This window comes from Sphingomonas sp. PP-CE-1G-424 (assembly GCF_004341085.1).
Classification (GTDB): domain Bacteria; phylum Pseudomonadota; class Alphaproteobacteria; order Sphingomonadales; family Sphingomonadaceae; genus Sphingomonas.
The window spans coordinates 1-25,574 of the sequence record NZ_SLXW01000004.1; the positions used below are offsets into that span (position 1 = coordinate 1).

General features: G+C 62.8%; 30 protein-coding genes. 13 read left to right on the plus strand and 17 right to left on the minus strand.

The window, feature by feature from the left end; genetic code table 11:
- Positions 1-147: 147 nt before the first annotated feature.
- Positions 148-576 (minus strand): hypothetical protein, encoded by a 429-nt coding sequence (locus C8J43_RS22350; RefSeq protein WP_243645581.1) that lies wholly within the window; start codon positions 574-576, stop codon positions 148-150.
- A gap of 159 nt (positions 577-735) precedes the next feature.
- On the opposite strand from C8J43_RS22350, the gene C8J43_RS14095 reads away from it, so the two are divergent.
- The 4 genes from C8J43_RS14095 (at position 736) to C8J43_RS14110 (ending at position 3,901) form a co-directional block, all read left to right on the plus strand.
- Positions 736-1,026: a CHC2 zinc finger domain-containing protein gene (locus C8J43_RS14095; RefSeq protein ID WP_133031483.1), complete on the plus strand. Its 291-nt coding sequence runs from the start codon at positions 736-738 to the stop codon at positions 1,024-1,026.
- A 538-nt stretch (positions 1,027-1,564) separates the two neighbouring features.
- Positions 1,565-2,026, plus strand: coding sequence for a DcrB-related protein (locus tag C8J43_RS14100; RefSeq protein ID WP_121903721.1), 462 nt, complete (start codon positions 1,565-1,567; stop codon positions 2,024-2,026).
- 34 nt (positions 2,027-2,060) lie between these two features.
- On the plus strand, positions 2,061-3,314 hold the full coding sequence (locus tag C8J43_RS14105) for a PAAR domain-containing protein (protein ID WP_133031484.1): 1,254 nt from the start codon (positions 2,061-2,063) through the stop codon (positions 3,312-3,314).
- Positions 3,311-3,901: a hypothetical protein gene (locus C8J43_RS14110; RefSeq protein WP_133031485.1), complete on the plus strand. Its 591-nt coding sequence runs from the start codon at positions 3,311-3,313 to the stop codon at positions 3,899-3,901. Before C8J43_RS14105 ends, C8J43_RS14110 begins: the two co-directional genes overlap by 4 nt.
- Before the next feature lie 21 nt (positions 3,902-3,922).
- Here the strand turns inward: C8J43_RS14110 and C8J43_RS14115 are convergent, their stop codons facing one another.
- Positions 3,923-4,231, minus strand: a complete 309-nt coding sequence (locus tag C8J43_RS14115; protein ID WP_133031486.1) for a hypothetical protein — start codon at positions 4,229-4,231, stop codon at positions 3,923-3,925.
- Positions 4,232-4,339: 108 nt separating this feature from the next.
- Here C8J43_RS14115 and C8J43_RS14120 point away from each other — a divergent pair, with 108 nt between their 5' ends.
- Complete coding sequence (locus C8J43_RS14120; protein WP_133031487.1) at positions 4,340-4,735, plus strand: hypothetical protein; 396 nt, start codon at positions 4,340-4,342, stop codon at positions 4,733-4,735.
- Between the two features lie 312 nt (positions 4,736-5,047).
- On the opposite strand, the gene C8J43_RS22355 is transcribed toward C8J43_RS14120, so the two are convergent.
- Complete coding sequence (locus C8J43_RS22355) at positions 5,048-5,479, minus strand: hypothetical protein (RefSeq protein ID WP_243645582.1); 432 nt, start codon at positions 5,477-5,479, stop codon at positions 5,048-5,050.
- Between the two features lie 409 nt (positions 5,480-5,888).
- Between C8J43_RS22355 and C8J43_RS14130 the strand changes: the two genes are divergently transcribed.
- Complete coding sequence (locus C8J43_RS14130; RefSeq protein WP_133031489.1) at positions 5,889-6,071, plus strand: hypothetical protein; 183 nt, start codon at positions 5,889-5,891, stop codon at positions 6,069-6,071.
- An 85-nt stretch (positions 6,072-6,156) separates the two neighbouring features.
- Here the strand turns inward: C8J43_RS14130 and C8J43_RS14135 are convergent, their stop codons facing one another.
- Both C8J43_RS14135 and C8J43_RS14140 read right to left on the minus strand, forming a co-directional pair.
- Positions 6,157-7,392: a MipA/OmpV family protein gene (locus C8J43_RS14135; protein ID WP_347812511.1), complete on the minus strand. Its 1,236-nt coding sequence runs from the start codon at positions 7,390-7,392 to the stop codon at positions 6,157-6,159.
- A 265-nt stretch (positions 7,393-7,657) separates the two neighbouring features.
- The gene (locus C8J43_RS14140; protein WP_133031490.1) at positions 7,658-7,954 is read right to left on the minus strand and encodes a helix-turn-helix domain-containing protein; all 297 of its coding nucleotides are present in this window, start codon (positions 7,952-7,954) and stop codon (positions 7,658-7,660) included.
- A 140-nt stretch (positions 7,955-8,094) separates the two neighbouring features.
- Between C8J43_RS14140 and C8J43_RS21920 the strand changes: the two genes are divergently transcribed.
- The 4 genes from C8J43_RS21920 (at position 8,095) to C8J43_RS14160 (ending at position 11,923) form a co-directional block, all read left to right on the plus strand.
- Positions 8,095-8,235, plus strand: a complete 141-nt coding sequence (locus C8J43_RS21920) for a hypothetical protein (RefSeq protein ID WP_165899633.1) — start codon at positions 8,095-8,097, stop codon at positions 8,233-8,235.
- 134 nt (positions 8,236-8,369) lie between these two features.
- On the plus strand, positions 8,370-8,585 hold the full coding sequence (locus C8J43_RS14150; protein ID WP_133031491.1) for a hypothetical protein: 216 nt from the start codon (positions 8,370-8,372) through the stop codon (positions 8,583-8,585).
- 46 nt (positions 8,586-8,631) lie between these two features.
- On the plus strand, positions 8,632-9,819 hold the full coding sequence (locus tag C8J43_RS14155) for an acyl-CoA dehydrogenase family protein (RefSeq protein ID WP_207893407.1): 1,188 nt from the start codon (positions 8,632-8,634) through the stop codon (positions 9,817-9,819).
- 391 nt (positions 9,820-10,210) lie between these two features.
- Positions 10,211-11,923: a GMC family oxidoreductase N-terminal domain-containing protein gene (locus C8J43_RS14160; protein WP_133031492.1), complete on the plus strand. Its 1,713-nt coding sequence runs from the start codon at positions 10,211-10,213 to the stop codon at positions 11,921-11,923.
- Here the strand turns inward: C8J43_RS14160 and C8J43_RS14165 are convergent.
- The 4 genes from C8J43_RS14165 to C8J43_RS14180 form a co-directional block, all read right to left on the minus strand.
- Positions 11,837-13,462: an alpha/beta hydrolase gene (locus C8J43_RS14165; RefSeq protein ID WP_133031493.1), complete on the minus strand. Its 1,626-nt coding sequence runs from the start codon at positions 13,460-13,462 to the stop codon at positions 11,837-11,839. The two genes, C8J43_RS14160 and C8J43_RS14165, sit on opposite strands and share 87 nt — an antisense overlap.
- A 198-nt stretch (positions 13,463-13,660) precedes the next feature.
- A complete protein-coding gene (gene glsA, locus C8J43_RS14170; RefSeq protein WP_133031494.1) occupies positions 13,661-15,304 on the minus strand; it encodes a glutaminase A in 1,644 nt (547 codons plus the stop codon).
- Positions 15,271-15,927 carry a cupin domain-containing protein gene (locus tag C8J43_RS14175; protein WP_133031495.1) on the minus strand — a complete coding sequence of 219 codons (657 nt, stop codon included), beginning with the start codon at positions 15,925-15,927 and terminating at the stop codon, positions 15,271-15,273. Before C8J43_RS14175 ends, glsA begins: the two co-directional genes overlap by 34 nt.
- Positions 15,928-15,986: 59 nt before the next feature.
- On the minus strand, positions 15,987-16,439 hold the full coding sequence (locus C8J43_RS14180; RefSeq protein WP_207893408.1) for a DoxX family protein: 453 nt from the start codon (positions 16,437-16,439) through the stop codon (positions 15,987-15,989).
- Positions 16,440-16,711: 272 nt separating this feature from the next.
- On the opposite strand from C8J43_RS14180, the gene C8J43_RS14185 reads away from it, so the two are divergent.
- A complete protein-coding gene (locus tag C8J43_RS14185) occupies positions 16,712-18,250 on the plus strand; it encodes an alpha/beta fold hydrolase (protein WP_207893409.1) in 1,539 nt (512 codons plus the stop codon).
- Positions 18,251-18,765: 515 nt separating this feature from the next.
- Positions 18,766-19,359, plus strand: a complete 594-nt coding sequence (locus C8J43_RS14190; protein ID WP_243645583.1) for a GNAT family N-acetyltransferase — start codon at positions 18,766-18,768, stop codon at positions 19,357-19,359.
- Here the strand turns inward: C8J43_RS14190 and C8J43_RS14195 are convergent.
- Entirely contained in the window at positions 19,331-19,831 is a 501-nt protein-coding gene (locus C8J43_RS14195) for a hypothetical protein (protein ID WP_133031496.1), read from the minus strand. The genes C8J43_RS14190 and C8J43_RS14195 overlap by 29 nt on opposite strands.
- Entirely contained in the window at positions 19,828-20,520 is a 693-nt protein-coding gene (locus C8J43_RS14200) for a DUF805 domain-containing protein (protein WP_133031497.1), read from the minus strand. The genes C8J43_RS14195 and C8J43_RS14200 overlap by 4 nt, the downstream gene beginning before the upstream one ends.
- A 225-nt stretch (positions 20,521-20,745) precedes the next feature.
- On the opposite strand from C8J43_RS14200, the gene C8J43_RS14205 reads away from it, so the two are divergent.
- Positions 20,746-21,057: an NAD(P)-dependent oxidoreductase gene (locus C8J43_RS14205; RefSeq protein WP_133031498.1), complete on the plus strand. Its 312-nt coding sequence runs from the start codon at positions 20,746-20,748 to the stop codon at positions 21,055-21,057.
- A gap of 216 nt (positions 21,058-21,273) precedes the next feature.
- Here C8J43_RS14205 and C8J43_RS22360 read toward each other — a convergent pair whose 3' ends face one another.
- From C8J43_RS22360 to C8J43_RS14230, 6 genes are all read right to left on the minus strand, one after another.
- Positions 21,274-21,759, minus strand: a complete 486-nt coding sequence (locus C8J43_RS22360; RefSeq protein WP_243645584.1) for a GyrI-like domain-containing protein — start codon at positions 21,757-21,759, stop codon at positions 21,274-21,276.
- Positions 21,729-22,154, minus strand: coding sequence for an AraC family transcriptional regulator (locus C8J43_RS22365; protein ID WP_243645585.1), 426 nt, complete (start codon positions 22,152-22,154; stop codon positions 21,729-21,731). Before C8J43_RS22365 ends, C8J43_RS22360 begins: the two co-directional genes overlap by 31 nt.
- A 338-nt stretch (positions 22,155-22,492) precedes the next feature.
- Complete coding sequence (locus C8J43_RS14215) at positions 22,493-22,693, minus strand: DUF5818 domain-containing protein (RefSeq protein WP_133031499.1); 201 nt, start codon at positions 22,691-22,693, stop codon at positions 22,493-22,495.
- A gap of 13 nt (positions 22,694-22,706) precedes the next feature.
- Positions 22,707-22,907, minus strand: a complete 201-nt coding sequence (gene rpsU / locus C8J43_RS14220) for a 30S ribosomal protein S21 (protein ID WP_056052371.1) — start codon at positions 22,905-22,907, stop codon at positions 22,707-22,709.
- A 288-nt stretch (positions 22,908-23,195) separates the two neighbouring features.
- Entirely contained in the window at positions 23,196-24,338 is a 1,143-nt protein-coding gene (locus C8J43_RS14225; protein WP_133031500.1) for a HAMP domain-containing sensor histidine kinase, read from the minus strand.
- Positions 24,328-25,548 carry a response regulator gene (locus C8J43_RS14230; RefSeq protein WP_133031501.1) on the minus strand — a complete coding sequence of 407 codons (1,221 nt, stop codon included), beginning with the start codon at positions 25,546-25,548 and terminating at the stop codon, positions 24,328-24,330. Before C8J43_RS14230 ends, C8J43_RS14225 begins: the two co-directional genes overlap by 11 nt.
- Positions 25,549-25,574 lie beyond the last annotated feature (26 nt).

The following is a 25,574-nucleotide window of genomic DNA, read 5'->3' on the forward strand; positions in this document are numbered from 1 at the left end:
TCCTTCTGGCCGGCGCAGCGGTAATAGTCCTTCCCGCTGATCGTATAGTTTTGCCCCGCAGAAAATACAGCGGATGAGCCCGGACAGGAGATGCTCTGCGCGCTTGCTGCCGACCGTTGACTATGCCGTTGCCGGGCACTTGCGGAGTTAGATTTCATCGCGCGCGGCTTCGAAGACAGTATCGTCGATGATTTGCAGATCAGGGATCTCAACTTCTGCCCACTCAGACTGGTTACGGAGCCGATAGCGGCGTTCGTGCTTCTCGGTGTCGGGGTTCCTGCTCCGCTCCTTGCGCCTCACACTAGGCGTCCCACGTAGAGCGGGTTGTTGAGGATGCCGACGAGTTTGGCGGGATCGCTCGGATCGTCGAGGCGTTTCGCTCCCCACCACGGGGGCCGGCACGCCCTCGTCGTTCAGCCGGGTGCCGATCTGAATAAAGGGCACTGCGCGGCGAACCATGCGAAGGTTTTTGCGGCGCAGGTCGGGATCAGTCGGGTTGCGCTTTCGCGGATCGAAAACGGAAAAGCGTGGCCGCTTGCGCCGCGCCTCATTCTGATCTTGGCGACGATCGTTCATGCTATCTCTGCACCGTGCGTTCGAGCGAGGGGGCATCGCTGATGCCGACACCGACCCAATCCGCTTTTCTTGGTTGCTCCGGACGGGCGATCGTCGTGGTGAGCCAAGCGAAATTATGGTCCAGCATATAGATCGGCAATCTGGACGAGGCAGGCGGATATGGAAAACAATACGTTCTCATCGCACCACGGATCGACGCGCGGTGCGCTGGTCGGGCTGATTAGCCAGACCGTCCAGCTGCAACCATTCGTCGATGGAGTTGACCGGCTCCGTGGCGCCTTTTCGTGGCATCCTGATGGAACCCGCAGCCTCCACGCGACTGACACGGCATGGCAATGCTTTGCCTGCCGCGCTGGTGGTGATGCCGTCGATTGGATCATGAGGCGGGAGGCGGTCGATAAGACGCAAGCGAGGGAAAGATTCCAGGAATCTCTCCTTTCAAAGCAATGAATTCGGTCGTGGCGGCGCATCGTCCAAGAGCATTAACGCGCTGGAGGCCTTGTCTGATCGATCGGGTGTGTGGTTACCAATTGTGTGGCGGATCGCCGTGACGAAGCACGACCGTCTGCATTCAAAATTGGTGGATAGCGGCCTGTCAGCTGCTGGGCGCTTCGATAGCGTAAGTGGGCGTTCGTTCGTGAACGCCGCTCCGGCCGCTTCACGCGCACGTAGCGGTCGTTCGAAGCCTGACGCTCCCGACCTGAAAGCGGCCACGCCCCCGGCAGAAAAAGCGCAGTCCAATATGGTTACCCGTCTGGGAAGCCCGGTTCCGCGAAATGGGAGATAATCTCAATCTGCGACGAGTTGGTTTTTAGCCGATCATAGGCGACGATGTATGCTTGCCTGCTCGATACCCGCGCACTCTTTGCCGGCATGGAGGAATCCGTACGCTTGATAGCCAAGATTGCGGGTGAGGTGATCTCAGGACGGCCCGTTACGCGCGCGGCCACCCGGTAGGGCGTTGCGAGAACCGCGTGACTGAGGCATCATGCAGCTCATGTCGTCCTATCGCACCAGTGTGGCCGTGTTTGATGTGCCCGATTCTTGGCATGATCAGTCGATCGTGGCGTTTCGCCTACCGCCTGCTCCCGGCGGTGGCGGCGATGCGAGTTTCGTTATCACTAAGGACCCGGGTAAGGGCGTTACCCCGTTCGCGTCATACTTCAACGGACAAGCCGACACTATACGTCGCAGCCTGCCCGGCTATCACGAGCTTAAGCGTGAACTGTTTCACGCCAATGAACGCGACGCGGGATGGCTTGAGTTTCAATTCGAGAAGGACGGTCGCGCCATGCAGTTGCGGCAGATCTTCTTCGACAGCGGCTTCCTGGCCGTCATCTGTACGCTGACCACACTCCCTGCGGACATCGGCTATCATGACGCAGACTGGCGACGGGTGATGGCCAGCCTGGTCTTTGATCCGCCGGCTGCCTCTGCAAGCTATCCATGAGTCTTAGAGCCGTGACTCGCTGAACCCCGTGACCATGGAACCCGCCGCCCGCGTCGAGGACGAGATCGCCCATGGTTATGGGATGCTGGCGATGGTCGGTGGCGCGTTGGTCGGTGTGGCGGCGGGGATCGCCGTCGTGGGTGCGATCGGCTTAACCGGCGGACTTGCTGCGGTGGCGATTGCGGGCGCGGTGGCGGGCGGTGGCCTAGCCGGAGACCAGATCGCGTCGGGGCTTGAGACGATTTTCGACCTGCCCGAACCTACGACTGGCGTGCTGGCGGTGGGATCGCCGAACGTCTTCATCAACGGACGCAGCGCGATCCGCGCCGAATTGTCGAGCGCGTCGAGCTGCAATGGCCTGCCGTTCAATCACCCACTCTGGCTCGGATCGATTATCGTCCGCGAGGGATCGGCGACCGTCTTCATCAACGGGCAGCCCGCGTCGCGCCTGAAATCGATGCTGACGTGCGGCGCGCATATAAAGACCGCATCGCCGAACGTCTTCATTGGCGGGGAGACGGTGCGGACCGGCTTCGTTTTCGACCTTGAGGCGTGGACGCGTGGCGGCTTACAGATTCTGGGGATAGGCGCCGCGGTAGGTGCTGGCGCGTTTGCTGCGATGGCCGGGGTTGCCGCATTCGGCGCATTTCTCGGCATTGGGGCTCTGGGTTTCGTAGGCATGGAGGGCGTCGGTCTGTTCGGGGACGCGATCGGGCCGGGCTACCGAGACCTATTGCAGGGTCTGGTCGGCATGGGAATGGTCGTGTCCGGGCCAAAGTTGGCAAGGGAAGGAAGTATAGCGAGCGATCGATCGCGTATCTCGCAACTCTCGAGAGATGGTCAAATCGAGGACGCGCGTGCCATACTGAAACGCCATGTCGACGCAGGAGACATCGATGGCGTCGTACGCCGACTGGATGTATCAACCGACGGGCAGCGTGGCTTCCTGTGGTCAGGTAACAAGGTCGCGGCAGGGCAATATGCCGAGGCTCATGGGGGCACGACGCTGGAAGGCACACCGGGTGGCCGGGTCATCGATGACTGGGATCATTTGAACACCTCTATGCCATGGGACAAAGGTGGCGAGCAGGTCTGGGGCCAAACATCTGCACGCTATACCCGCGGATTGACGGGGGACGTTGAAGCGTTGCAATCACCAAGTAGGGCAGGCGGCGGTTACGTCTTCCGAAAATACGAGATGCCCGAGATCGAGGCCGGCAAAGCGGCAGGTCGGATCACCAGTTTCGAGGAGAAGATCGTGTTGCCTGATACGGGAAATTGGCCGTGACCTGGACAGCCTTCAGCAAGCAATATGAGGCAAAGGGGCGGGAGAAGGCGGATGGCTATTTTCCATTCCACTTTGAGGGCATGGACGCCAACGAACTGACGCGGGCGCGAGCGTTGATGGAAACACGTGGCTCGGCCGGCGATACCACCGATCTCGATGGCTTGAGATTGATCGGCGATGCCGGCAGCATCGCCGTGCTCGAAGCCGCGGAGGCTCAGGATAAGAGGCTAGGCATTGCGTTCGAGTGTGCGCGCCGTGAGACTTTGTTCGCCCTGACGGGAAATGTGCTCGTCCTTGCTCCGCTAATCGATCGATTGGACACACGCGAGGACCGCGATTCGGCCTTCGCTGCACAAGCGATCGCCCGCCATCAACTGCCGCCATCCTTTGCCACAGCATTGGCGGCCCGTATCGCCGACGGGCGTCACGAAACCGCCTTGCTGTGGATCATAAAGGCGTGGCTGTCGGCGCAAGGCGAAGCAATCTGGCAGGTGCCGGTATTCGACGCGAACCTTTCCTTTATCCGCAGCGTGATAGCCGAGCGTCCCGCGGCGCGGCGCAGTTTGCTGGAAACATGGCGAATGTGAAGTAACTCAAAATACGAGCAGTCAGTGCTGCACGGTTCCGATGTCGTGGAGTAATGCGAGGCTTCGGCGTTTAGTAAAGAGCTGAATAGCGGACGGTTTACTGTGTTTGAATACGAACTGGTAACATGAAATCTGGTCGACGTCATTGCTGCCGCCATTTGTCGTGATCAGTAAATGACGTGGAGTGAATTTCAGCACCAGTACAAAGCTCGATGACGTGAAAACGGCGACGGTTATTCCCCAAGTGACTTCCACGGGATGACGGAACAACAGCGCGCGCGCGGGAAATGATGCCAACGCGCCGTGTGCGATATCGCGTGTTTTCAGCATCACTTGGACTTGCTTCGCCAGATCAGCAGCGCTCCGAAACGTCGATATGATACATTGGCCCATGCCGCGAGGGAGCTTTCGCGCGGATCGTGTCACGGGGGCGCCGATATGTTAACATTCGAGCACGAGACATCCTCTTTCATTTTTGACGGAGTTCGGATCGGACCGAGTATTTCCGTCACGCAACTCGCAGCGGCTCTGGGCGTCAGCGTTCAAGACACGCCAGATGATCGAGCATGGAGCTTCGTTAAAGTCGACGCCCGACCGGTGGGGGCATTTGTCACGTTTTTGGAAGGCAAGATCAACAGCGGCTATTTCTGGGTCGACGTGCCTGGAGCCGGGTGGGATGACTATGAACGGGCAGAGCAGCAGCGTCGAAGGGAACACGAGCGTTTGATGGACGAGATGTTCGGAGCGCTGCAATACGACGATCAATTTGTAAGCGTCGACCTCGTGCGCGATCCTCGGTCCGGCCTAGAGCAGATACGGTTCGAAGCTAGGTAAACGGCTTGGGGTGCGTGCGTTTGGATCCAGGCGTGCGATGCCGATGAGGTAGGAAAGAGGAAGGGCGCGTTGCGCTGCTTAAGGACGATGAGCGCGGCGTACCATTCGACGCATTTCGCGAGGGGCGTGACGTCTATTTGCTTTATAGCTTCGAAGACATCGCCTTTCACTGGGAGCATGTGTCGGGACGGATTTTTTGTCGCTTCAAGGGTACGGCGCGGGAGAGCGAAACCGTTTATTCAAACCACTTATATATGGACGCTGGAATCGGCGGCCGGCTCGCGACCCGAGAGGAGTACGACAATTACTGACCTATCGTTTAGCCCACTTGACGAAGCGATTGTGTTCGCAACTCATGCGCATCAGGGACAGGTCGACAAGGCTGGCGCTCCCTACATCCTGCATCCGCTCCGGGTAATGCTGGCGCAGGCGGACGATGTGCGACGGATCACCGCGGTGCTGCACGATGTCGTCGAGGATTGCGCTGTAACGCCAGCCACGCTCCGCGCCCGCTTCGGCGATGCGGTTGCCGACGCCGTGGTGGCACTCACGCGACGCGATGATGAGGACTACGACGCTTTCGTCGCGCGCTGCGCAGCAAACGAGATCGCGCGTGACGTGAAGCGCGCCGACATTGCCGACAATTTGGACCTTTCGCGCCTTCCCGTTGTTACGAATCGGGATCGAGAACGCGCTGATAAATACCGACGAGCGCTCGCGTTGCTCCAATAGAAGATTGGCCAACGACGTCGAAGCGTCGCAAATTTCCGGTTGCGCAAACGGCAGCTACGTCTTTCAGGTGGAATGGTCTCTTCTGGAAAGCAGCGAGAGTTCCTTCGATGTCGGATTATGGGCGGAAATGGCCTAGCCGCTTTTTCGTGTCGACTGGCCGCCGAGCGCCGTCGTAAAACACCGGTTTGTCGTTGCCGCGCACCTTAAACCCTGGACAATTGCGGTTTGCGCGGTGGCGTACGTGCTCCATGTCATCACTATTGTTCGAGATACCCTGTCGGATTGAGAAAGTGCGCGACAACCTCGGAAATGAGGTTTTTCGTCATGGACAGCGGCTGCTGTTTTGGCATGAGATCCAATCTCGACGAAGTCGCTACCTCGAAGGCTGGCTTGTTGCCGCGCCGATCTTGGAGGACCCCGAATGACCAAATTTTCCCAGAACTCGACATTCATAGCCGATTGCCCGAACGACGGCGTTGTTCCAATGTTAGCCATTAAATTCTCGATCCGTGGCGGCTTGACGCCGCGTTCCACTGAGATGAATAAATGTCTGAAGTTGGAGCTAGCCAACGAAGCGCTGAGTGTCTGGGAATGGGGCATCTGAGCTGTGCCAGCGTAAACGCCCCTATAATCGACCTTGCTGTGGGTGGACGACCGGCTACGGGCCAACTAACCCGACCCACTACGGACTAGAACGTATAGGCAAGACCGATCGTCCCGAGCCACTGATCGCGCGATCCGGCGATCGCGACGAGCGGGCTGCGGGCGATGTCACCTTCCATGCGTCCATAAGTGCCGCCCGCGACGATCTTGATGCCCTGCAGTAGGTCGCCAGTGAGCGAATAGCTGCCGATCGCGCCGAGCGTCCAGTTCTTGAGGCCAGCACCGGCGGCATAGATAGGCAAACCGCTCGCTACGCTCTGCGCCGTTGAGACGCTGTAATAGGTTCGGGCATAGCCGCGTTCAACGATGTCGGCGGACGCGAACACGCCGATCGCAGCCTTGCGGGACAGCGGCGTGAAATAAGTGATGCTGGGGCTCCAGATGCCGCTGTCATGGACATTGCTGATGTCGTGGCGATAGCCGAGCGTGACCGACAGCTTGTCGTACGGGCTCGTCAGCACCCCGGTTTTGCCTATGCCAACATAGCCGCCAAGTTCGACTGCGGTGGTGCGCTTGCCGAGCGCACGGACGCGAAGGTCGACTATGTTACCGAGCGAACTGCGGTTGAAGTTCAGCTGGACGATCGGACCCACCTGGAAATCCCAGACTGGACCGGGCTCGTCCTTGATTAAGTCGACGCTCAGCTGGTTGCCGGCAAGCACGAAGCCGTACCCCCTGACGGCGCCGATCGCGGCGGGGACGGGGGTGATCCGGTAGTCGTTGGAGCCTTCGTAATCAGGGAGTGCCGCGACGCCGGCACCGACGGTCACGGTATCGCGGTACGGATCGGCCGGCTGGTCCTGTGCGTAGGCGGGTAGCGTGACGGTCGCGGCGAGAATGCTGGCGAGCGTGAATTTCAGGGTTTGGGTATAGAGCACGGGAAGATCCTTTGCTGATCGATAAGGGTGAAGAGAACGGCTAGCCGCCAAGCGCGCGGTGGCGCTGGATGTGTGTGAGCGTCGACGCGACGCGCTGGCGAACGACCGCGGGCTCTGCCGTTGATGTTGCTTGGCGCGTGCCGAGCACGGGCAGTGCGCCGAAATCGCCACGGGCGTAACGGCGTAACGGGCGTAGCGGGCCTCGACCGTCGCGACCGTTTGGTACCGCGACGCCAGATCACGATCGTAGAGGTGGGCGCCGACCTGCACGTTCAGCGCGAGCACCCGGCCGCCGGTCTTGACGCCAAGCGGAATATCGCGGCGCGGGCGCAGGACGCCGCCCAACGCCGCGGTCTGTCTGCCGGCATGATGGATGGTGACCACGTTAACAAGCGTGGCGTCGGATCGGGGCGATATGACCGGCTCAGAAGAGCAGCTGGCACAAGCAAGGAGGGGCAACCGGGGATGATCAGCTTAGTCGGCAGCTTGCTTGGCAGCCTGGTCGGGGCAATGGAAATCATCGGTGTCGTCGCGTCCGGTTGTGAACGCGGTCGACTTGCCGATTTGAACCTATCCTGGCACGCCGATCCTCGAAACCGACCAGTCATTTTCGAAAACGACTGGTACGCAGGCTTGGAGGGCGGCGCGCCTAGCCTTCGAGATGCCGCCGCCAAACCGTGCTGGGGGTTTTGCCGAAACGTTCTTTGAACACCCGGTTGAACATCACGAGGTTGCCAAACCTGGCACCCATCGCGCTCGTCAGGAGCGGCACGTCGGCCTGCGAGGCGGCGGCGAGCGCGATGCGGACTTCGGCGATCCGGTGTTCGTTGAGGTAGTCGCTGACGTTGCGATGGCCGAGCCCGCCATTGATGTGACGCCGCACCGGTATTCGGGCGTCTCGATCCGCGCGGCGACCTTCGACATGAGAAATGCGCGTCCGGCTCATCTGCCCGGATCGCTCCGTCAGCCTCTGCCTGTAGTCGGCGATTACCAGCGATCTTGGCGAGCAGCGTTCGGCCGCATCAGGTCGCGGCCATGATATCGCGCCAGCTTCGGCCGTCGCGGAGAAGGCTCGAGATAGCGGCGTTGCGAGCCTTATTTTTGGGGGCGTTCCTGATAAAGGCCTGCAACCTGCTCACGGTGCCGAACCAACTCGGCGTCGACTATAACGCGCATGTGCTCGAGTCCGTCCTGACCTACGTCGCGCCCGCGCTCGGATGGCGCTGAGGCTGCGCGTGTCACGGCGTTTCGGCTGGTTCAGCATTTCGAAGAGTAAAGGTCGGAGGGCAGGTCGACCGTAACCGATCACCGTCGAAACGGATCATGAAGGCGTATTCGGTTTCAAAAGCGACGACGTCGGCTTGAACGGCCGCTATCCCCTCGCGGCGCGTTCAAACCCAACTACACAGCCGGCAAATATCTACTGGACCGCGTATTCGTCCCCTCCGCGCGCCGCCCTGTTGGCTGGTAAATTCGTCAGCGACTACATGAATGACGATAGCGGCAGTGGTGCTTTCCACGCTCAAAAGCTGAAAACCAACGCGCGCTTCCCCGCTGGCACAGACGGTCCTCTCTGACGATCGGATAGGCACTATTGCCGCCATCGCCAGCGAGGAAATCGAAATGACCGTTATGGTATCGCGCCTGCCAGCTACACGCCCCACGGACTTCAACAGTGGCTATCCCATCTCCCATAATACTGAAGAATTGCTGGCCGATATTCAGGCGCTCGCACCTGAAATACGGGCGCGTGCCGACGAGATCGAGATCGACCGCCGCGTGCCGTCGGATCTGATCGACCGGCTCCGTACTATCGGCATCTTCCGGATGACAGCGGCCCGAAGTCGAGGTGGCTTGGAGTTCGATCTCGCATCGATCGTCGAGGCTATCGGTGCGCTCGGCCGCATCGACGGATCGGTCGGATGGACGGCGATGATCGGATGCAGCTCGTCGCTGTTCCTGCCTCTCCTGCCGCAGGAAACATATGACCTGATCTACAGGGACAGTCCCGACGTCGTCGTCGCGGGCTCTTCCCAACCGCTCGGCACCGCGCAGACCGTCGATGGTGGCTGGCTGGTCACCGGGCGGTGGCCGTTCGCCAGTGGTTGCCAGCACGCGCAGTGGATGCTCGGCGTGTTCGTCGACGACGACGACGCGATGCGCGGCTTCATCATGCCGGCGCACACATGGCACATCGAGGACACCTGGTCCGTCGCAGGACTCAAGGGAACCGGTAGCCATCACATCCGGGTCGACGGAGTCTTCGTCCCCGCTGCGAATGTGTTTGATCCGGCTATGGGGATCGTCTGCATGCCCGAACCCCTCTTGCAGGCGCCCCGGCATTTGCTTCCACTGATCTACGCCGCGGTCGTCGTCGGCATGGCAGAGGGGGCAGTCGACGATATCGTCGCCCTGGCCAACAGCGGCAGGCGTCTTCAATACGCCAGGGATGCGCTGCGAGATATGGAGACGTTCCACGTCGAGCTCGGCCGGATCGAGGCGGAGTTGAGGGCGGCCCGCGGCATGCTCCAGGTGCAGACCGCCAGTCACTGGCAGCACGCGCTCGCGGGGACGCTGCACACCGATGCGCGTCTTGCCGAGGCGACGCAGACCGCGGTGTGGCTGCAGTCGACCTGCGTGGGGATCGTTGATGCCTGTTTCCGCCTTGGGGGGGCGAGTGCGCTCTATGATACGTCGCCGTTGCAACGCCGACTGCGCGACATCCACGCCGCGGGGCAACATGCATCCGCGCAGCCGCGTCACTATGCCGGCGCCGGCAAGCTTTTGATCGAGGGGCATCGAGCGGTGTGATCGAGATCGATAAATTGGGGCGAGCTGGCTTCCAGCCGCCCCAAGGTGAGGTCGCATCTGCGTAGGACGTGCCGGACTGGCGAAGGCTTGGGCTTTGTCAGGCCGGCAGGTTCCGGGACAGATGTCGACGCAGCGGCAGTTTGGTTCGGGTCGACAAGGGGTAACCGGACTACCCAACTGGGTCCCCTTCAGCCCGCGTAGTCCCGGAATACCACGCGCGCGCGCGCCGTTTCCACGCTCACATACCCGACTGCGCCGCGGCCTGTCACCGATACAGATCGCGGCGTTACCGACATCCGGGCGCCGCGATCGAAGGATGGACATGTGAAGAACCCTATCGTCAGCGCTACCGGCTCCGATACCCGGAGCATCATCGAGCAAGGCCGCCGCCATGAAGCATGACCGCGAGCCCATTGCCGCTTTCGAAACGCGCGTCGCGGCGAACCAAGCGCTGCAGCGTGCCGATGACCGTCGCGAATACGACTATATCGTCTGCGGGGCGGGGTCGTCCGGTTCGGTGGTCGCGCGGCGGCTTGCGGAGGATCCCGATGTCACCGTGCTGCTGATCGAGGCGGGCGGCGGCGATGCCTCGCCGAGCGTGTCCGATCCCGCGCTCTGGATAGGCAACCTCGGTGGCGAACGCGACTGGGGGTTTGTCGCGGAGCCGAGCGCGCATCTGAATGGACGTGCGATGCCGTTGTCGATGGGCAAAGGGCTGGGCGGTGGGTCGTCGATCAACGCGATGGTCTGGTCGCGCGGGCATCGGACCGACTGGGACCATTTTGCGCGCGAAACCGGTGACGATGCCTGGAGTTACGAGTCGGTGCTGGGCATTTATCGCCGGATCGAGGATTGGCGCGGTGCACCCGATCCGCGGCGTCGCGGGCAGGGCGGGCTGTTCCCCGTCGAACCCGCCCGGGACCCGCATCCGCTCGCCACGGCGATGCTCCGCGGGGCCGCCGATGCGGGGATCGCCGCGTTCGCCGATCACAACGGTGCGATGATGGAAGGGGCAGGCGGTGCCGCGCTGAGCAATCTCACTATCAGCGGCGGGCTGCGGTCGTCGGTGTTCCGGCGGTATGTGTACCCGGCGATGGCGCGGCCGAACCTCACCGTGTTGACCCACGCCACGGTGACCCGCGTGTTGATCGAACGCCGCGAGGCGAAGGGCGTCGAGATCGTGATCGACGGCCAGTGGCGGCAGATCCGCGCGCGATGCGAGACGATCCTGTCGCTTGGCGCGATCAACACGCCGAAGCTGCTGATGCAGTCGGGCATCGGCGATGTGGCGCAGTTGCGGCGACACGGCATCGCGTTGGTCGAGCATCTGCCCGGCGTCGGGCGCAACTTCCAGGATCACGTGATGGTGGCGGGGTGTATCTGGGAAAGTCCCGAACCGATCGTCCCCCGCAACAATCTGGGCGAGGCGACCTTTTTCTGGAAAAGCGATCCGCACCTGGAGACGCCCGATATCCAGGCCTTCGTGGTCGAGGCGCCGATCGTCGCGCACGATGCAGGGGGACGCTATGTCGCCCCCGCTGCGTCCTGGTCGTTGCTGCCCGGCCTGGTCCGGCCGAAGAGCCGCGGGTTGGTGACGCTCACCGGTGCGGCGCCCGCGTCGCCGGTGCGGATCGAGGCCAACGCACTGGCCGATCCCGATGACCTGACGGCGCTGGTGCGCAGCGTCGAGCTGTGTCGCGATATCGGCAACGGCGCAGCGCTGCGTCCGTACGTCAAGCGCGAGGTTATGCCCGGCAATTTGAGCCGGGAGGCCCTGACCGCGTTCGTGCGCGATACGGCGTCGACCGTTTGGCATCAGGCAGGCACCGCCAAGATGGGGCGTGATGCGATGTCGGTCGTCGACGCAGACCTGCGCGTCTACGGCATCACCAACCTGCGTGTCGCCGATGCCTCGATCATGCCGCGGGTGACAACCGGCAACACGATGGCGCCGTGTGTGGTGATCGGCGAACGGGCGGCGGCGCTGCTGACGGCCGCACGATCGTCGGAACCGCGGTCATCCATCGGCGCTCCTGCGTTCTTCGGCAAGGAACTGGCGGATATGCGCGACGAAGCCTGCGGCCGCCGGCTCCCGGCCGAGTAGGACATGATTCTCGGTGTCGAGGGTCACGAACTCGGCACCGGGAATCGCCGCCGCGAGCGCGCCGGCGACCGCCAGCGGGATCTGACGGTCGCCGCGGCCGTGCATCACCAGCGTCGGCGTCGTCACGCCGGCCAGCCGGTGGCGTACATCGATATCGGCGAACACGTTGGCGAAGCGTACCGCGTTCTCGGCGCTGACCGCCTCGCGCTGAAACGCGTCGAACCAGTCGAGTTCCTCGGCCGAGGCGCCCGGCATGAACTGCCACGTCACGAGCTTGCGGTATGCGGGGTCGGATCGCCCCCAGCCTTGACGGACGAGAGTCAGGATCGCCGCGCGTTCCTTGCGGACGTCGGGCGTGCCGATCACGCGCCAGCCGGCCGCAAAACCACCCCACAGGATCAGGTGACTGACGCGTTCTGGGTGCCGCGCGGCATATTCGATCGCGACCGCACAGCCTTGCGAGATGCCGAGCAGCGGGAAGCGGTCGACCCCGGCCGCGTTGACGACCGTCTCGAGATCGTGAACCAACGTATCGAAGTCGATCACTGCGACCTCCCGGTCCGACATGCCGTTGCCGCGCCCGTCGTAGCGGAGGAAGCGGTAGTCCTGCGCCAAATCATGGAACAGCGGCGCCCACACCGGCGCATCCCAGTCGAGTTCGAGATGGTTGAGCCAGTTGGCGACCTTGACCAGCGGTGGACCGTCACCGACCGAGGCATAGGCGATCCGCACGCCGTCATCGGTTGTCGCGAAGCTGATCTTCTGGCGGTGCAGTGTCATCCGATCAGTACCTGCACCGAGCGCTGGCGCCGATACAGATGCGGGAGCCGGTTCCGGCGAGGGCGCAGGTTCGAAGGGTCTTGCCGGTGATCTAGGCAGCCCTGCCTCGCATAGCCCGGCGGAGAAGTCTCGCTCGACTCGCTTGGCATCTGCAAGCCGGCCCAGTTCGCGCAAGGTCGTTTGCAACCGTGCCGCCGCCTCGTGATTGAACGGATCGGCGTCGCACCATTCGCGGCACCAGGGGAGCCGGTCCTCGTGAGAGAGCGGCATGTCCGCGACGAGCCGTTGCAGCAGCGTGCGTCGCAACCGCGCGGTCGCCTCGCGTTCCGCCACCAGCCACGCCTGGAACGCCGCGTTGTCGGGCAGATCGATCCCGGCGAGCAACGGTTGGCGCAACGCGGTAAGACACGCGACGATTTCGTCGACCGACGCGTCGGGACCGATCTGGCGGGCGGCATGAAGGTCGATCGTCACTTCGCCTGCATCGAACGCGACGGTCTCGCGGTCCGCGATGACGCGCGGGCGATCGGTATCGATCAACGCGCGGATCTTGCTGAGCGACCAGCGCAGCGCGCCGCGCGGATCGTCGGGGCCGTCACCCCAGAACAGATCAATCAGATGCTCGCGGCGCTGTGGGCGGGTGGCGAGGACGAGATAGGCGAGTAGCGCGCGCGTCTTGCGCGAGGGGGGCAGCGGTACGGCAGTGGTCGATTGGAAAACCGACAAGATGCCGAGCGTCGCGATAGCGAGATGACTCATGAGACGGGTGGGCCGATGTGAAGTGCCGCGAGCATGGGGGCCGTGCGCCGGGAAGGCGTCGGGTCCCGAGCCGAGACGTAGCATGGTTCACCGCGAAGGCGGGAATCCGCTCTGGATTACCGCCTTCAGGGGAGAGCAGGGGCGAGCGCCCGATTTCGAGCGGGCGCGTGTTTGCAGCGATTGGCGAAGGGTTGGCGATCAATAAGCGAGGGCTTCGATCGACCCGCGCGGAAAAATGCCGCCGGGGTCGAGTTCCACGGCGTCGGGCTTGCTCGGCTGCAGGAGCGCGATGCTTGCCGCGTCGCCGTTGCGGCGCGCATCGTCGAGCGGGGTGTTGCCCCAGCGGTCGGCCACGTCCGTCGCCGCGCCGAGTGGCAGGAGATAGCGGAGTACGTCTGCGCGGCCTTCGCTGGCCGCCAGATGGAGCGCCGTCCGGCCGTCATAGTCGGCAAGGTTCACGTCGATCGAGCGCGCCACCAGGCGGCGCAATTCGGTCAGGTCGCCCTTCGCCGCGGCGGCGCAGAAATAGGTGGCCTGATCGACCGCGGCTTCGGCGGACCGCCGGCGAGGATTGGTCTGTTCTGCCGTCGCGACCAGACCGTCGAAGGCGAACCGCTTGGCGAGCCGGCGGGCAAACTCGACGCCGCGCACCGAATTGCCCAGCGCATCGAGCCGCGGACTCCACACCGCGATCCCGCAAACGCCCGGAATGGTGATGAACAGCGCGCCCGAAACGCCCGATTTCGCGGGCAACCCAACGGTGAACGCGAACTCGCCGGAGAAATCATACAGGCCGCACGATGCCATCAGCGACAGGCAATTTTTAGTGGTGTCGCTGGTGAAGACGCGCTCGTTGCTGAGCGGGCAGACTCCGCCGTTTGCGAACGTTGCGGCGATCGTCGCCATGCCGGGCGCATCGACGGTGATCGAACAGCATTGGAAATACAGGTCGAGCGTCGCCTTGAGGTCGGTGCCCTCGGGGAATGCGCCGTTCTCGCGCATGAAATAGGCGAGCGCGAAATTGCGATCGGCGGTGTCGCGCTCGGACAGGAAGACCGCGTTGTCGAAACCGACCGCCCCCCTGCCGGCGAGCGCACCCCAAGTCTGCATCACGGTGTCGAACCGGTCCGCGGCGGACTGTTCCGGCGCGATCAAAGAGGCGCACATGATCGCGCCTGCGTTGATCATCGGATTGTGCGGCAGGCCTGCGCCGTTCAGCGTGATCGCGTTGAACGAATGCCCGGATGGCTCACGACCGACATGACGGTGGACCGCATCGACGCCAAGCCGGTCGAGCGCGATGGCGTAGTTGACCGGCTTGCAGGTCGATTGCACGCAGTAGCGCGTCGTGGTGTCGCCGATCGCGAAGCGTTGCCCGTCGATCGTGCACACCGCCACCGCAAAGCCGTCGGGGTCGGCGCGCGCGAGTTGCGGGATGTAAGCGGCCACGTCGCCGTCGCGGCAATCGCGCACCGCGTCGAACATCCGGGTGATCTCAGCGCAGAACGCAGCGAAGTCGGGGATCACCAGAGTGCCGGTCAGCGCACGGCTGAGCAATGTCCGGTTCGCACCAGCCAGCGCGGGCGCGATCGCCTCGAACGGAATGTCGACTGCCTGCGCATAGCCCTGCATCAGGGCGTCGAGCTCGCGCAGGCGGGGATCGTCGATCGCCAGGCCATTGTCGCGTAGAACCCGCTCGATTGCGGTCCGCGACCGCTCGCCCCCGCCATCGGTCAGCCCTTGGTAGAGTTTCCGCGCCGCGTCGTCTTCACCGGGCCGGACCGCCGTCATCCCCATCGCCATCCCCGTCACGACGCGCTGCCGGTGGCGGCAAGCGGCCATTGGCCTGCATCGGCACCGAAAACGGCGAGCGACTGGTTGCGCGGCGCAGGATCATCGCGCAGCGGCTCGGCTTTCCCGAAACCGGGGTATCGCGGCAGGGCGATGGCAGCCTCGTCGGGCGACAGGATGGTCATGCCGTGCTCGTTGGCCAGCGCGACCGCCCGATCCGGATCCTCGGTCTGATAGGTCGCGGCGGTATTCGGGGGCAACGTCATGCTTACTGCGGGGGTGCTCATCCGACGGAAATATTCGTCGAGTTGGACGGGGTGCTCGCCCACCGCCTGCACGATGACCAGGGCCTGAAACTGTGCCGAGCGGATATAGAAGGCGTGCGGCTGGCCACGCGGGACGAACGCCATCTCCCCCGGATGGAGCAGCATGACCGTATCGCCGCAATACATCTCCATAACACCGTCCAGAACGTAGACGATCTCGTTTTCCCAGAGGTGGATATGCGGCGGCGGCTCGTTACCGGGTTTGCCGCGATATTCCATCAGCGCAAAGCCGCCTTCGGTTTCGGCCCCGGTAGTCAGGAAGCTCATCAGGCTACCCATATAGAAGCGCGTCGTGTCGAGCGTCGCCGCGCGGGTGAACGGGGCGGGGGTGAGTGTCGAAATGGTCATGTCGGGTCCTTCGCCGGCACCCGAAGTGACAGCGTTTGAAGTGAAAAGGGCGTGGCGGGTCAGGCGCGAAAGGGCAGTAGCGCGCGCAACCGCGGATCGCGCAGGTACAGTCCGCCCCACGCCATGACGCCGAGCGTCAGGCAGAGCATCTGCGGTGGCGAACCGATTTCACCGAGGCGGAGATGCAGGCAGATCGCGCCGCCCAGAAACCCGGTGAGCAGGATCGCGCCCAGCACCGCGGTGCGCGGGACCGCGTACAGGAGGACGCAGGTCATCGTGATCGTTCCGACCACCGGCGACAACGCGAAGGGAAAGCCGCTCGCCTCGACCTCGGCACGCAGCGCCGGCAACGAAACCAGCTGGGCGACCGCATCGGCGAACAGCAGCATGATCACAATTACGCTGAGGACATGCCCGATACGGATCGCGGCAGACGGCGAAGCAATGTCGTTGGCGGGGAACTTGCGATCCGATCGCACGGCAACGCCGCCCAGGTCGAGCCAGAACGTCACAGCAACCCTGCGGGCAAGCGGGCCAGCATCGGCGTTTCGGGAAGATACGAGGTTTTCATGGGGATTGGTCCAGTCGATCGGGTGCGACGTCGTGTCGCGTTTCGTCGATGTTGCACTCGACCCCTGTCGTGGGGACCAGCGATTGAGCGCGCGTGGACATTGCCGCTGGCAGCGTGGTAAATGCTTTCTCACGTCGAGAGGCCGTATCGATCGATCATTTGCCAAATCTGGTCGTCAACTTACTGGGTTCTCTGGCGATAACGTCAGAATCGTTGGCCGTTGATCTCCCCGCTTCGCGCAAGACCCGGGCGCTGATCGCGTATCTTCTCTTGGCGGACCGCCCACAACGCCGCGAACACTTGTGCGACCTGTTGTGGGACGAGGGTCCCGACGATCCGCGCGGCGCGCTACGCTGGTCGCTGAGCAAGCTGCGGCCCGTCATGGACCGGGATCGCCGACGGCTGATTGCCGACCGCGAGACGGTCGTGATCGACCGCGAGGGGATCGTCGTCGATATCCATGACGCGCAACGGGCGCTCGAAACGGAGCCACCCGTGGCAGCGGATCTGCTGGCAGCGTTGGTTGCTCTTCGCGAGCCGTTGCTGGCGGGGCTCGATATGCCGCGGCATGAGCGGTTCGCGATCTGGCTTGCCGCCGAACGCGCGGCCGCCGAGCGGTTGCGTCGATCGCTGTTGCACCGTCTGGTGGTATCGATCGCGTTGTCGCCGGAGGATCGACTTCCCTGGGCGCGAGAGTGGCTCGACGCCGATCCGTTCAACACTGATGCGGCGGTGCATCTGCAGGAGACCCTACGTCAGCTCGGGCGGCAGGACGATGCGAAGGTCGCCAAGCGTAGCTTTGCGGATGCGGTGAGCGAGGCGGGCTTGCCGCCACCGCCGTCGACACAGGAAGCGGCGCGCGAACTGGCGATCCCGGTTCTGCCCGCACACGACATGCTGCAGCGGCAAAAGATTCAGTTCTGCAAGGCGGCGGACGGCGTTCGGCTAGCCTATGCCTGCGTCGGGGAGGGGCCGCCGCTCGTCAAGGCCGCGAACTGGCTCAACCACCTTGAGCTCGACTGGGATGCGCCGATTTGGGCCCCGCTGTTCCAGGAGCTGGCGCGCGATCACATGTTCGTACGCTATGACGCGCGGGGCAACGGCATGTCGGAAGCGTGTGTCGCGGATATCAACTTCGACGCGTTCGTCAGCGATCTGGAGGCGGTGGTCGATGCCGCCGGGATCGATCGCTTCCCGTTATTGGGCCTGTCGCAGGGTTGCGCGGTCGCGATCGCTTACGCGGTGCGCCATCCCGAACGAGTGAGTCACCTGATTTTGTGGGGCGGGTATGCCGCCGGGTGGCGGATCAATGCCACACCGGATGTGATCGAGGAACGCGAGGCGATCATCACGCTCGTCCGGCAGGGTTGGGGGCGTACCGATGCCGCCTACCGCCAGGTCGTGACTGCGACCTTCATGCCGAGCGCGACCGCGGAGGAACTCGACTGGTTCAACATCTTTCAGCGCCAGACCGTCCATGCGGAGAACGCCGCGCGCTATCTCGAAGTGTTCGCCAATATCGACGTCCGCGCGATTCTGAAGGACGTCCAGGCGCCGACGCTGGTGATGCACGCGCGCGGCGATCGTCGTATCCCGCTGGCGACCGGCGGCGAGCTTGCCGCCGAGATACCGGGTGCCGAGTTCGTCACGCTCGACAGCGACAACCATCTCCTGCTCGGGCGGGAGCCCGCGTCGCTCGCGTTCGTGGCGCATGTTCGGCATTTCCTGTCGGTGCCACTGCGGGTCGGCTAAGCAAATGCGCTCGGTCGCGTCTGCGGACTGCTCACGGCCATGTGGGCGGATCGCTCGTAAACGGGACCAACGACCGCCAGCAGGCACAGCGTCGTACTGAAGGCGGTCGCGGCAGTAACAATCATTGCCTGGGCAACGCTCAACTTCGAGGGGAGGGGCATAGCTGTCTTTCCGATCATGGCAGGAACGCCGGTGCGGCTTTCCAACGGACTCTAGGCCGGGGATTTCCGGCATCCCTCCAATGCGGCGCTGCCGTCGACACGTACGTTGATCGGCGCGTGGAAACGGACCGTCTCAGCGTGGTATTGCGCGCGTTGCTGAAAGGAGCTGCGGAGGAAATGTGCGTGGCTCCATTAATGCGCTGATGCGTTGTTGGCGAGGTTGAAAAACCACCAGACTATCAGGCAATCTCCAATTTTGATGTAAGCTGGGGCTCAGTCGGCGATGTGCAAATATATCTGAGGTATAGCCATTGCTTTCCAAGCAGATGCCTTGAGGTCGTCGACCTAGAAATTTTGCGCTATCTCGACTCTTATCGAACGAGAGGGCTTTATGGCGACGTGTCCTGTTCGAAAATTGCTAGGGGCATTGATGAAGATCAATGTGGCGGATATTCAGGCTGGGACGTGAACTGGCGAGCAAGAGGCAAGATGTTCGAAATCCGCAAAGACGATTTATCCGGCGATCAAACCCGTTCCCTGTTGGCGCTGCATCTTGCTGGAATGCATGACACCTCGCCCCCGGACAATGTTTTTGCTCTAGATCTCACAGGCTTGCAGGCTCCGGAAATCGCGGTGTGGACGGCGTGGCGTGACGGCCAGGTTGCCAGTGTTGGCGCGATCAAGATGCTGGCCGGCGATGGCGCTGAGGTGAAGTCGATGCGAACTCACCCTGAGTTCCTGCGTCAGGGGGCAGCAGCGGCCCTGCTGGATACGATTATAGGTGTTGCGCGAAGCCGGGGCGTAAAACGGTTGAGCCTCGAAACCGGTAGCGGTGCTGCGTTCGAGCCAGCCCTCGCGCTCTACCGCCGTCGAGGTTTCACGAACGGAGCGGCGTTTGGAGAATATAGAGCTACCGCGTTCAACCAGTTTCTACATCTGGATTTGTAGTCACCCGCTCTGAATCCTGAGGTACCGCGATCGCGCCAGGGCGGCATCTGCTAATGTCCATGCCGGTTCGTTTGACCTCAATCCTGTATCCGTCCGGCAAGTGCTCGCTCTGGGGCATCGCAGTTGCCTCCATGAAGTAGTCCGGAGCGTGTAGCGTCCCGCCACTCGGTAGGGCTGCTTGCAAATCACCGGCCGCGCCGCACAGCTTCAAAAAATAGCGGGGATTATTGATGGAGCGAGCGAGGCGTTCAAGAGAATAGCTTGACTTGGGAAACACCCAGCAGGCGATTTCGACGTCTGACTTGGTATCGATGCGAAAGCCGCCGTGGTCCGGGATCGGCCAGCCTGCGGGACTCCGTTGCAGCGCCGCTGATCGCTTTGCATCTGCCTTGGAACCTGAGCGCCCGATCTGGATAAAACGGATCAACAGCAACTGTGCGGCTTTCAGCCGCTCGGCGTTGGCCGTGATCATCGCGCGTGTCCTTCGTTGAGCAGGCTGTCGATCTGCGTCGACAGGGCAGTATTATCATTGCCGGATGCTTCACGCTCCTGGTCCATCGATACCTCGTTGGCTGTCGTCTGTATCGCCGAAGTGTCCGGCGCGCGCGGCTCGGCAGCGCGCATGCGTGCATCACGCTCGCGGACCAGCGCATTCTGCCATGTAATAACTGCACCGCCCGCGGCGATCCCCGCTGCCAGCAACAACGCAGCTACCATCAGACCCGCCCGCCCATCGGCAGGTCCGCTCGATGTCCAAGGCGTGGGCGGGGCGCCATGGTCATTGATACCGCGCTCGCCCGGTCGCAGCCCCAACGCCGCTGTCGCAATTCCCGCAAGCGTTAGCGTTCCCCAGACAATCGCATCGGCATCATGGCCTAACCAGCGCGCGGCTGCGGTCAGCACAAGCGCGACCACGCCAGTGGCGACCGTCGGCACCCACCAGCCGCTCTGCCCGCAGTCATGAACGCGGCGCACCGTTTCGGTCCCGATCTTCGCTGCGAATAAGCCTAGCGCGGCGAACACGCTCATCAGCACGACGCCTTCCACCTGAGCTAGCGTTTCGATGCTCAGCCAACCAAACCCCAGCTTCAGCGTCAGCCAAGCGAGCCACCGCAGCGGCGCCGTCCGTGCACGATATGAGAAGAGCCGGACCAGGATCACTGTAGGCTCCCGTTGCCATGGTCGTCAGGCAGTTCTACACTCTTTACCGCAATGAGATAGTGTCGGCTTACAGGCAGCGTGCCGCAGTGCGAACCCGCTCTACGGTCCGTACGCCTACGATGCAGACTTTGACTGAGCTGCCGAGTGATCGCGTGCAAAACGCTTTATTTTTTCTCCATTCGTGTTGCCGCCCAAAGCGCTGACAGAGCATCGCGGGTTTGCGCGATGACTCGCCGGGTGATCGATAGGGCAAAGCGCGGTCCGCGGCTCCCCGGCCTTATCTCCAGCGACATTATCAATGATCTAGGTCCCAAAGGGTATTTGGTGAATGTCGCGCGTGGATCCCTTATAAATGAAGATGCTTTGATTGCTGCATTAGAAACAGGTCATCTTGGCGGGGCTGCTCTCGACGTTTTTTGCGACGAGCCCGCTGACGCTGGCCGCTGGAAGTGCGTACCCAATGTCCTTTCGACGCCTCGTATCGCAGGCAAAACAGCGGAGGCCATTGCCAAAAATGGGCCGACAACTCCGCGATAACCTCGATACATTCTTTGCCAGCTCAAATTTCCGAGGTTCGGCGAGAACGGAATAATCGGCCTTATCTTTGTAGAATGCGTCAAAAGGGTGGCACTTCCGCCAGCAAGTGGCATCAGGGAGGGGTGATCCTCAATTGTCGTTTTATGATCGAATTTCGGGAAGGGGGCGGCTTGTTTGCTGCGACGGCGCAAAGGATCAATGCTGCCCTTCACCAACCTACTTTAGTGGCAGGAACAATTCCGCGACTGCCTCATGCTCCGGCACCTCCGGAAAGAAGGCGACGCGCTGGCAGTAGAGTGGAAAATCTCGTGCCTCCTCCCCGCTAGCGGGTAGCCAATCGCGGTAGAGGTACAGCGCGGCCAGCTCCAGATTGTCGGTGTTGCCGACGACGCGCAGCACCGCGCAGCGTCCGCCGGGGATGGTGCCGGTTTCGATCCGCTCGCCGTTTGCCTCGATCGGTCGATCGGTGCCGACGCATAGATCCATGCGATACTGGGCCGGGGGAGTCGTGCGCGGATCGGAGTGGAAAACGTTGAACGTCGGGCTAACCGTCGGCGACAGGCCGGTTGCCTTCCGCCAAGCGATGAACCGCTGAATGGTAGCGCCGATTGTTACCGGGTCGCCGCGATGCTCCATGATCGCCACCGGGGTCGGGGCTACGTCACGGATCGTCACATCGTCGGGTGTGTAGGTGGTCTGCATGAGCTTGCTCCTAGCGTTGTTGAGAGGCTCGAAGGCCGCAAGCCACGGTTCCCAATCGGGAGCCTTCCTAAACGACGACGGCGATTGCCCGACCCGTTCCGGAAGGCGCGGGCAAAGGCATCCGGGGCGTCGTATCCGGCGTCCATTGCTATTTCAGTGATACTCTGCGCGTCCCTATAGACCAGCCGATAGGATGCACGCTTCATGCGGGCGAACTGGACGTAGCGATGCACGGATAGCCCGAAGGTCGCCGTGAACTGCCGGTGGAAGTGGAATTTCGAAAAGGCCGCGACGCCGCTCATCGCATCTAGGTCTAGGTCATCGTCCAAATGCTGGTCGATGTGATCTAGTACCCGCTGCATCCGGGCATGGTAGTTAGGAAGCGCCGCCTTCATCGTCCTGTCCTCCGTGGCGTCGCTAGCTAGGCGCTCCCGGATATGACGCGCTCGACCGATCTTGCGGTTCTAGCAAGGCTCGCAGTCTTTCCTGCAAAGGCGCGACGATCGAGACGGGGAGGTCATCCTCGGAATTGATCTTAGTCGGGAAATTCAGCTTGCCGTCAGGTAGGGGGAATGCGTGCGCCAATAGCCCCGCCTAGACATGAACGAAGGGCCGAAATTGGGGAGCTGAAATTACCCCGTGAACGTCCACAATGGGGTCCAGCCTGCCGCCGCAATTTCAAAAGACAGGTTACCAAGTACGCTGTTTCGAGATCGGATGACGCGCGCTCGCGTTATGCCGGCGCGACGCCGTCGGCGCTGACCAGTTCGGCGCCCACGAGTGTGCCGACTAGCCTTACCCGCTTCTCAACCAAGTCCACGGGCGTACGCTGAAGTTCCAGCTGATAGCGTCCGCCTGCGTCGCGGCGCAGCCAGAAGGCACCACCATCGCGTGACAAAGTGCCCGTTTCGTCAATGCGGGTTCCAATTTTCATCGCCAGCTTCCTATCAGCGATCACGTTCCTCGCGCTTGCGATCGGCTTTGCGCGCGCGACTGACTGCGGCTGCATGCTCCCGCGCGCGCTTCTCGGATGGCTTTTCATAATGGCGGCGCAGCTTCATCTCGCGATACACACCCTCGCGCTGCAGTTTCTTTTTCAGCGCGCGCAAGGCTTGATCGACATTGTTATCGCGAACGGTGATCAACATGCGTGCTTGCCCTAACTGTGCCTGTAATCTCGGCTAGGCTCGTTACCGGTGAGCGGGCCGGCTGCCAAGAGAAGTCCGCATGTAAGCGGCATATGCTGCACGCAGAAAACGCTGTTGGGTGCCTCCCTTCGGGACGACGGCTTCAATTTCCGTCATTCAATACGGCTTCAGGATGATTGCACACCGATGAATGAATGGCGGAAGTTGGGAAGGCTAGAACGCGCTACGAATGTCGGCTTATGGTCGATCTGTTGCGCACTATGCCGATGGGTAATGTTGTTCGAAGCGCTAAGCTTGCGGAAGGGTCATGCGAAATATGGTGCCGGGGCCGTTCACGAGCGTGAGGCTCCCGCCATGAGCTAGCGCAATTTGTCGCGCGAGACTGAGGCCGATGCCGTTACCGTCTGGCTTGGTCGTATGAAACGGCCGAAAGACTAGCGTGGAACTAGCCGGAGCGATACCTGCGCCATTGTCCATGACATCGATAACGAGCTCGGCTTTGACATGACTTATCGACAGGTTGACCCGCGCGTCGCTCGATCGCGCCGCTTCTGCTGCATTCTGTAGCAGCGCCCAAAGCGCCTGATCGATCTGATCGCGGTCAAACGACCATGTGAGACCGTCGTCAACCTCAACCGAAAGCGTGGTATCGGGCCAGCGTCCGACGCTTAGCCGCGCGAGATCGTTCGCCATCTCGCGAAGGTTCGTCGGCCTCATTATAGGGCCGGGCAGGCGGGCTAGCGCACGATAGGCTTCGGTGAAGCGCTGCAATCCCTCGGCACGACGGGCCAGCGTGCAGAGAATCTCACGCAGGAGGTCGATATCGACGCCCGGCCGGTCGACGGCCGTCACCCCACTTTCGGCAAGCGAAGCGATCGGCGCCAGGCCGTTGAGCAATTCGTGGCCCAGCACCTGGATCATTTCGGTGGTCGCTCGCGCCTCGGCCACGCGCTCCTCCTGTTCGATATCGATCAAGGCGGCGACAGCGCGATGGTCCGAGACGGTGACGCGGTCGATCCGCCAGCGTCGGCCTTCGTGGCTCAGATGGCTCACACCTGGCTGGGAGAGCGCGGCATCGATTGGGAGGATGCGGTCGTCGGTCGCGAACAGCGTGCGGGCGGCACGGTTGAGAGCCCGAGCTGCGTTGCCCTCGATGCCGAGCAGCGGAGTCGGCGCGGCGTCGAGCAGGACGCGCAAGACCAAAGCGTCGGCGTCCGTTTCGGTTGCCGTCGATGGCTGGGGAGCGGCCCGCGGACGCATGACTGCCCACCAGACGAGCGTTCCCAGCCACGCGGCGATCAGCGTTGCGCCCGTCAGCAGGCCCCACAGGCCGATCCGCCATGCCGTCGCTCCGGCGATTCCAGACGCAACGAGACCGATGCTTGCGAGGATCGCGGAAAGGCCCCTGTTCGCAGGCAGTCTAAAGCCCATAGCGTGCCATGCGACGATACAGCGCGCCTCGGCTCAGCCCGAGCGCGGTGGCAGCATGGGTAACGTTGTGGCGATGCTCGCGCAGGGCCGCCTCGATCAGCGTCCTTTCGGCATCGCTCAGATCGAACGCTGCGTCGGATGCGCCGGCCGCGATCGGCGCATCGGCCGTCGGGGGAGCGAGTATCGCTGCGTCGATGATGCCGCCATCCGACAGAAGCACCGCGCGCTCGACGCTAAGTGCCAGCCCGCGCACATCGTCGGGCCACACGGTCGCGCGGATCGCGGCCACGGCGGCTTCATTCAACCTCGGTTCTGGCTGACCGAACCGGTGCGCAGCAACGCGGGCGAAATGCCGCGCGAGCAGGACGGCATCGTCGTCGCGGGTGGATAGGGGTGGGACGGCGACTTCAACGATGCAAAGTCGCCGCCGCAGTGCTGGCGTCAGCGGCGCTACGGTCCTGGCAATCGCGATGCAGCGCAGGCCGGGCGGGAGGCGGTCGAGCAAGCGCGACTGGGCGATCGCGTCGAGCTCATCAGGATGGCGCAAGATCGCGGTGCTCCGGGCATCGTTGAGCCGAGCCCATGCCGCCGCGTCGCGCAGGTCGATCCGCATCGGCGCCGTATCCGCGTGCGGCGACGCGGCGTGGATCGCGAGCGCGGTCAGCGTCCGGCCGCTGCCCGGGAGGCCGGTGATTGTGACGCCCGCCGGACTCGGAGCGATCCGCCGAACGAGGTCGCGCAACCGGTGCATCGCCGCGCTTTCGCCGACCAACCGCGCCGGCTCGTCGCTGTTGGCAGAGCGGGGCGTGCCCGTGCTGACGGTCGCGCCACGAGCGATGGCGCCCTCGACCTTGACGATCAGCTCGGCGTTGCGCCACGGCTTCATCAGAAAATCGCTTGCGCCGGCCTGCATCGCCGCCACCGCGATCCGTATGCCGCTATGGGCGGTGATGATCACGACGCGGGCGTTCGGATCGTCGGACATGATGCGAGCGAGGCAGGTCATCCCTTCGCGGCCGCTCGATTCACCCGCGCTGAAATTCATGTCGAGCAGGATGGCATCGTAGCGGCACGCGGCGAGCCGAGAGAAGGCGTCTTCCGGCGTGGCCGCGACATCCAGCCGGTGCCCTGCCATGCGGAATACGATCTCCATTGCCCGAGCCACCGCATGATTGTCGTCGATCAGCAGGATGGTGGCGGCAGTTGACATGGCCTCGGACCGTCCATTGGTGGACG

Bases quoted from the DNA above. Each gene is read 5' to 3' on its own strand.
- C8J43_RS14160 (WP_133031492.1), top strand. From the start codon at position 10,211: ATGAAGCATGACCGCGAGCCCATTGCCGCTTTCGAAACGCGCGTCGCG.
- C8J43_RS22350 (WP_243645581.1), bottom strand. From the start codon at position 576: ATGAACGATCGTCGCCAAGATCAGAATGAGGCGCGGCGCAAGCGGCCA.
- C8J43_RS22365 (WP_243645585.1), bottom strand. From the start codon at position 22,154: ATGAAGGCGGCGCTTCCTAACTACCATGCCCGGATGCAGCGGGTACTA.
- C8J43_RS14130 (WP_133031489.1), top strand. From the start codon at position 5,889: ATGACCAAATTTTCCCAGAACTCGACATTCATAGCCGATTGCCCGAAC.
- C8J43_RS14195 (WP_133031496.1), bottom strand. From the start codon at position 19,831: ATGATCACGGCCAACGCCGAGCGGCTGAAAGCCGCACAGTTGCTGTTG.
- C8J43_RS14165 (WP_133031493.1), bottom strand. From the start codon at position 13,462: ATGAGTCATCTCGCTATCGCGACGCTCGGCATCTTGTCGGTTTTCCAA.
- C8J43_RS14215 (WP_133031499.1), bottom strand. From the start codon at position 22,693: ATGAAAATTGGAACCCGCATTGACGAAACGGGCACTTTGTCACGCGAT.
- C8J43_RS14120 (WP_133031487.1), top strand. From the start codon at position 4,340: ATGTTAACATTCGAGCACGAGACATCCTCTTTCATTTTTGACGGAGTT.
- C8J43_RS14105 (WP_133031484.1), top strand. From the start codon at position 2,061: ATGGAACCCGCCGCCCGCGTCGAGGACGAGATCGCCCATGGTTATGGG.
- C8J43_RS14205 (WP_133031498.1), top strand. From the start codon at position 20,746: ATGACTCGCCGGGTGATCGATAGGGCAAAGCGCGGTCCGCGGCTCCCC.
- C8J43_RS14225 (WP_133031500.1), bottom strand. From the start codon at position 24,338: ATGGGCTTTAGACTGCCTGCGAACAGGGGCCTTTCCGCGATCCTCGCA.
- rpsU (WP_056052371.1), bottom strand. From the start codon at position 22,907: ATGTTGATCACCGTTCGCGATAACAATGTCGATCAAGCCTTGCGCGCG.
- C8J43_RS14230 (WP_133031501.1), bottom strand. From the start codon at position 25,548: ATGTCAACTGCCGCCACCATCCTGCTGATCGACGACAATCATGCGGTG.
- C8J43_RS14115 (WP_133031486.1), bottom strand. From the start codon at position 4,231: ATGCTGAAAACACGCGATATCGCACACGGCGCGTTGGCATCATTTCCC.
- C8J43_RS14140 (WP_133031490.1), bottom strand. From the start codon at position 7,954: ATGAGCCGGACGCGCATTTCTCATGTCGAAGGTCGCCGCGCGGATCGA.
- C8J43_RS22360 (WP_243645584.1), bottom strand. From the start codon at position 21,759: ATGCAGACCACCTACACACCCGACGATGTGACGATCCGTGACGTAGCC.
- C8J43_RS14155 (WP_207893407.1), top strand. From the start codon at position 8,632: ATGACCGTTATGGTATCGCGCCTGCCAGCTACACGCCCCACGGACTTC.
- C8J43_RS14175 (WP_133031495.1), bottom strand. From the start codon at position 15,927: ATGACCATTTCGACACTCACCCCCGCCCCGTTCACCCGCGCGGCGACG.
- glsA (WP_133031494.1), bottom strand. From the start codon at position 15,304: ATGGCCGCTTGCCGCCACCGGCAGCGCGTCGTGACGGGGATGGCGATG.
- C8J43_RS14095 (WP_133031483.1), top strand. From the start codon at position 736: ATGGAAAACAATACGTTCTCATCGCACCACGGATCGACGCGCGGTGCG.
- C8J43_RS14100 (WP_121903721.1), top strand. From the start codon at position 1,565: ATGCAGCTCATGTCGTCCTATCGCACCAGTGTGGCCGTGTTTGATGTG.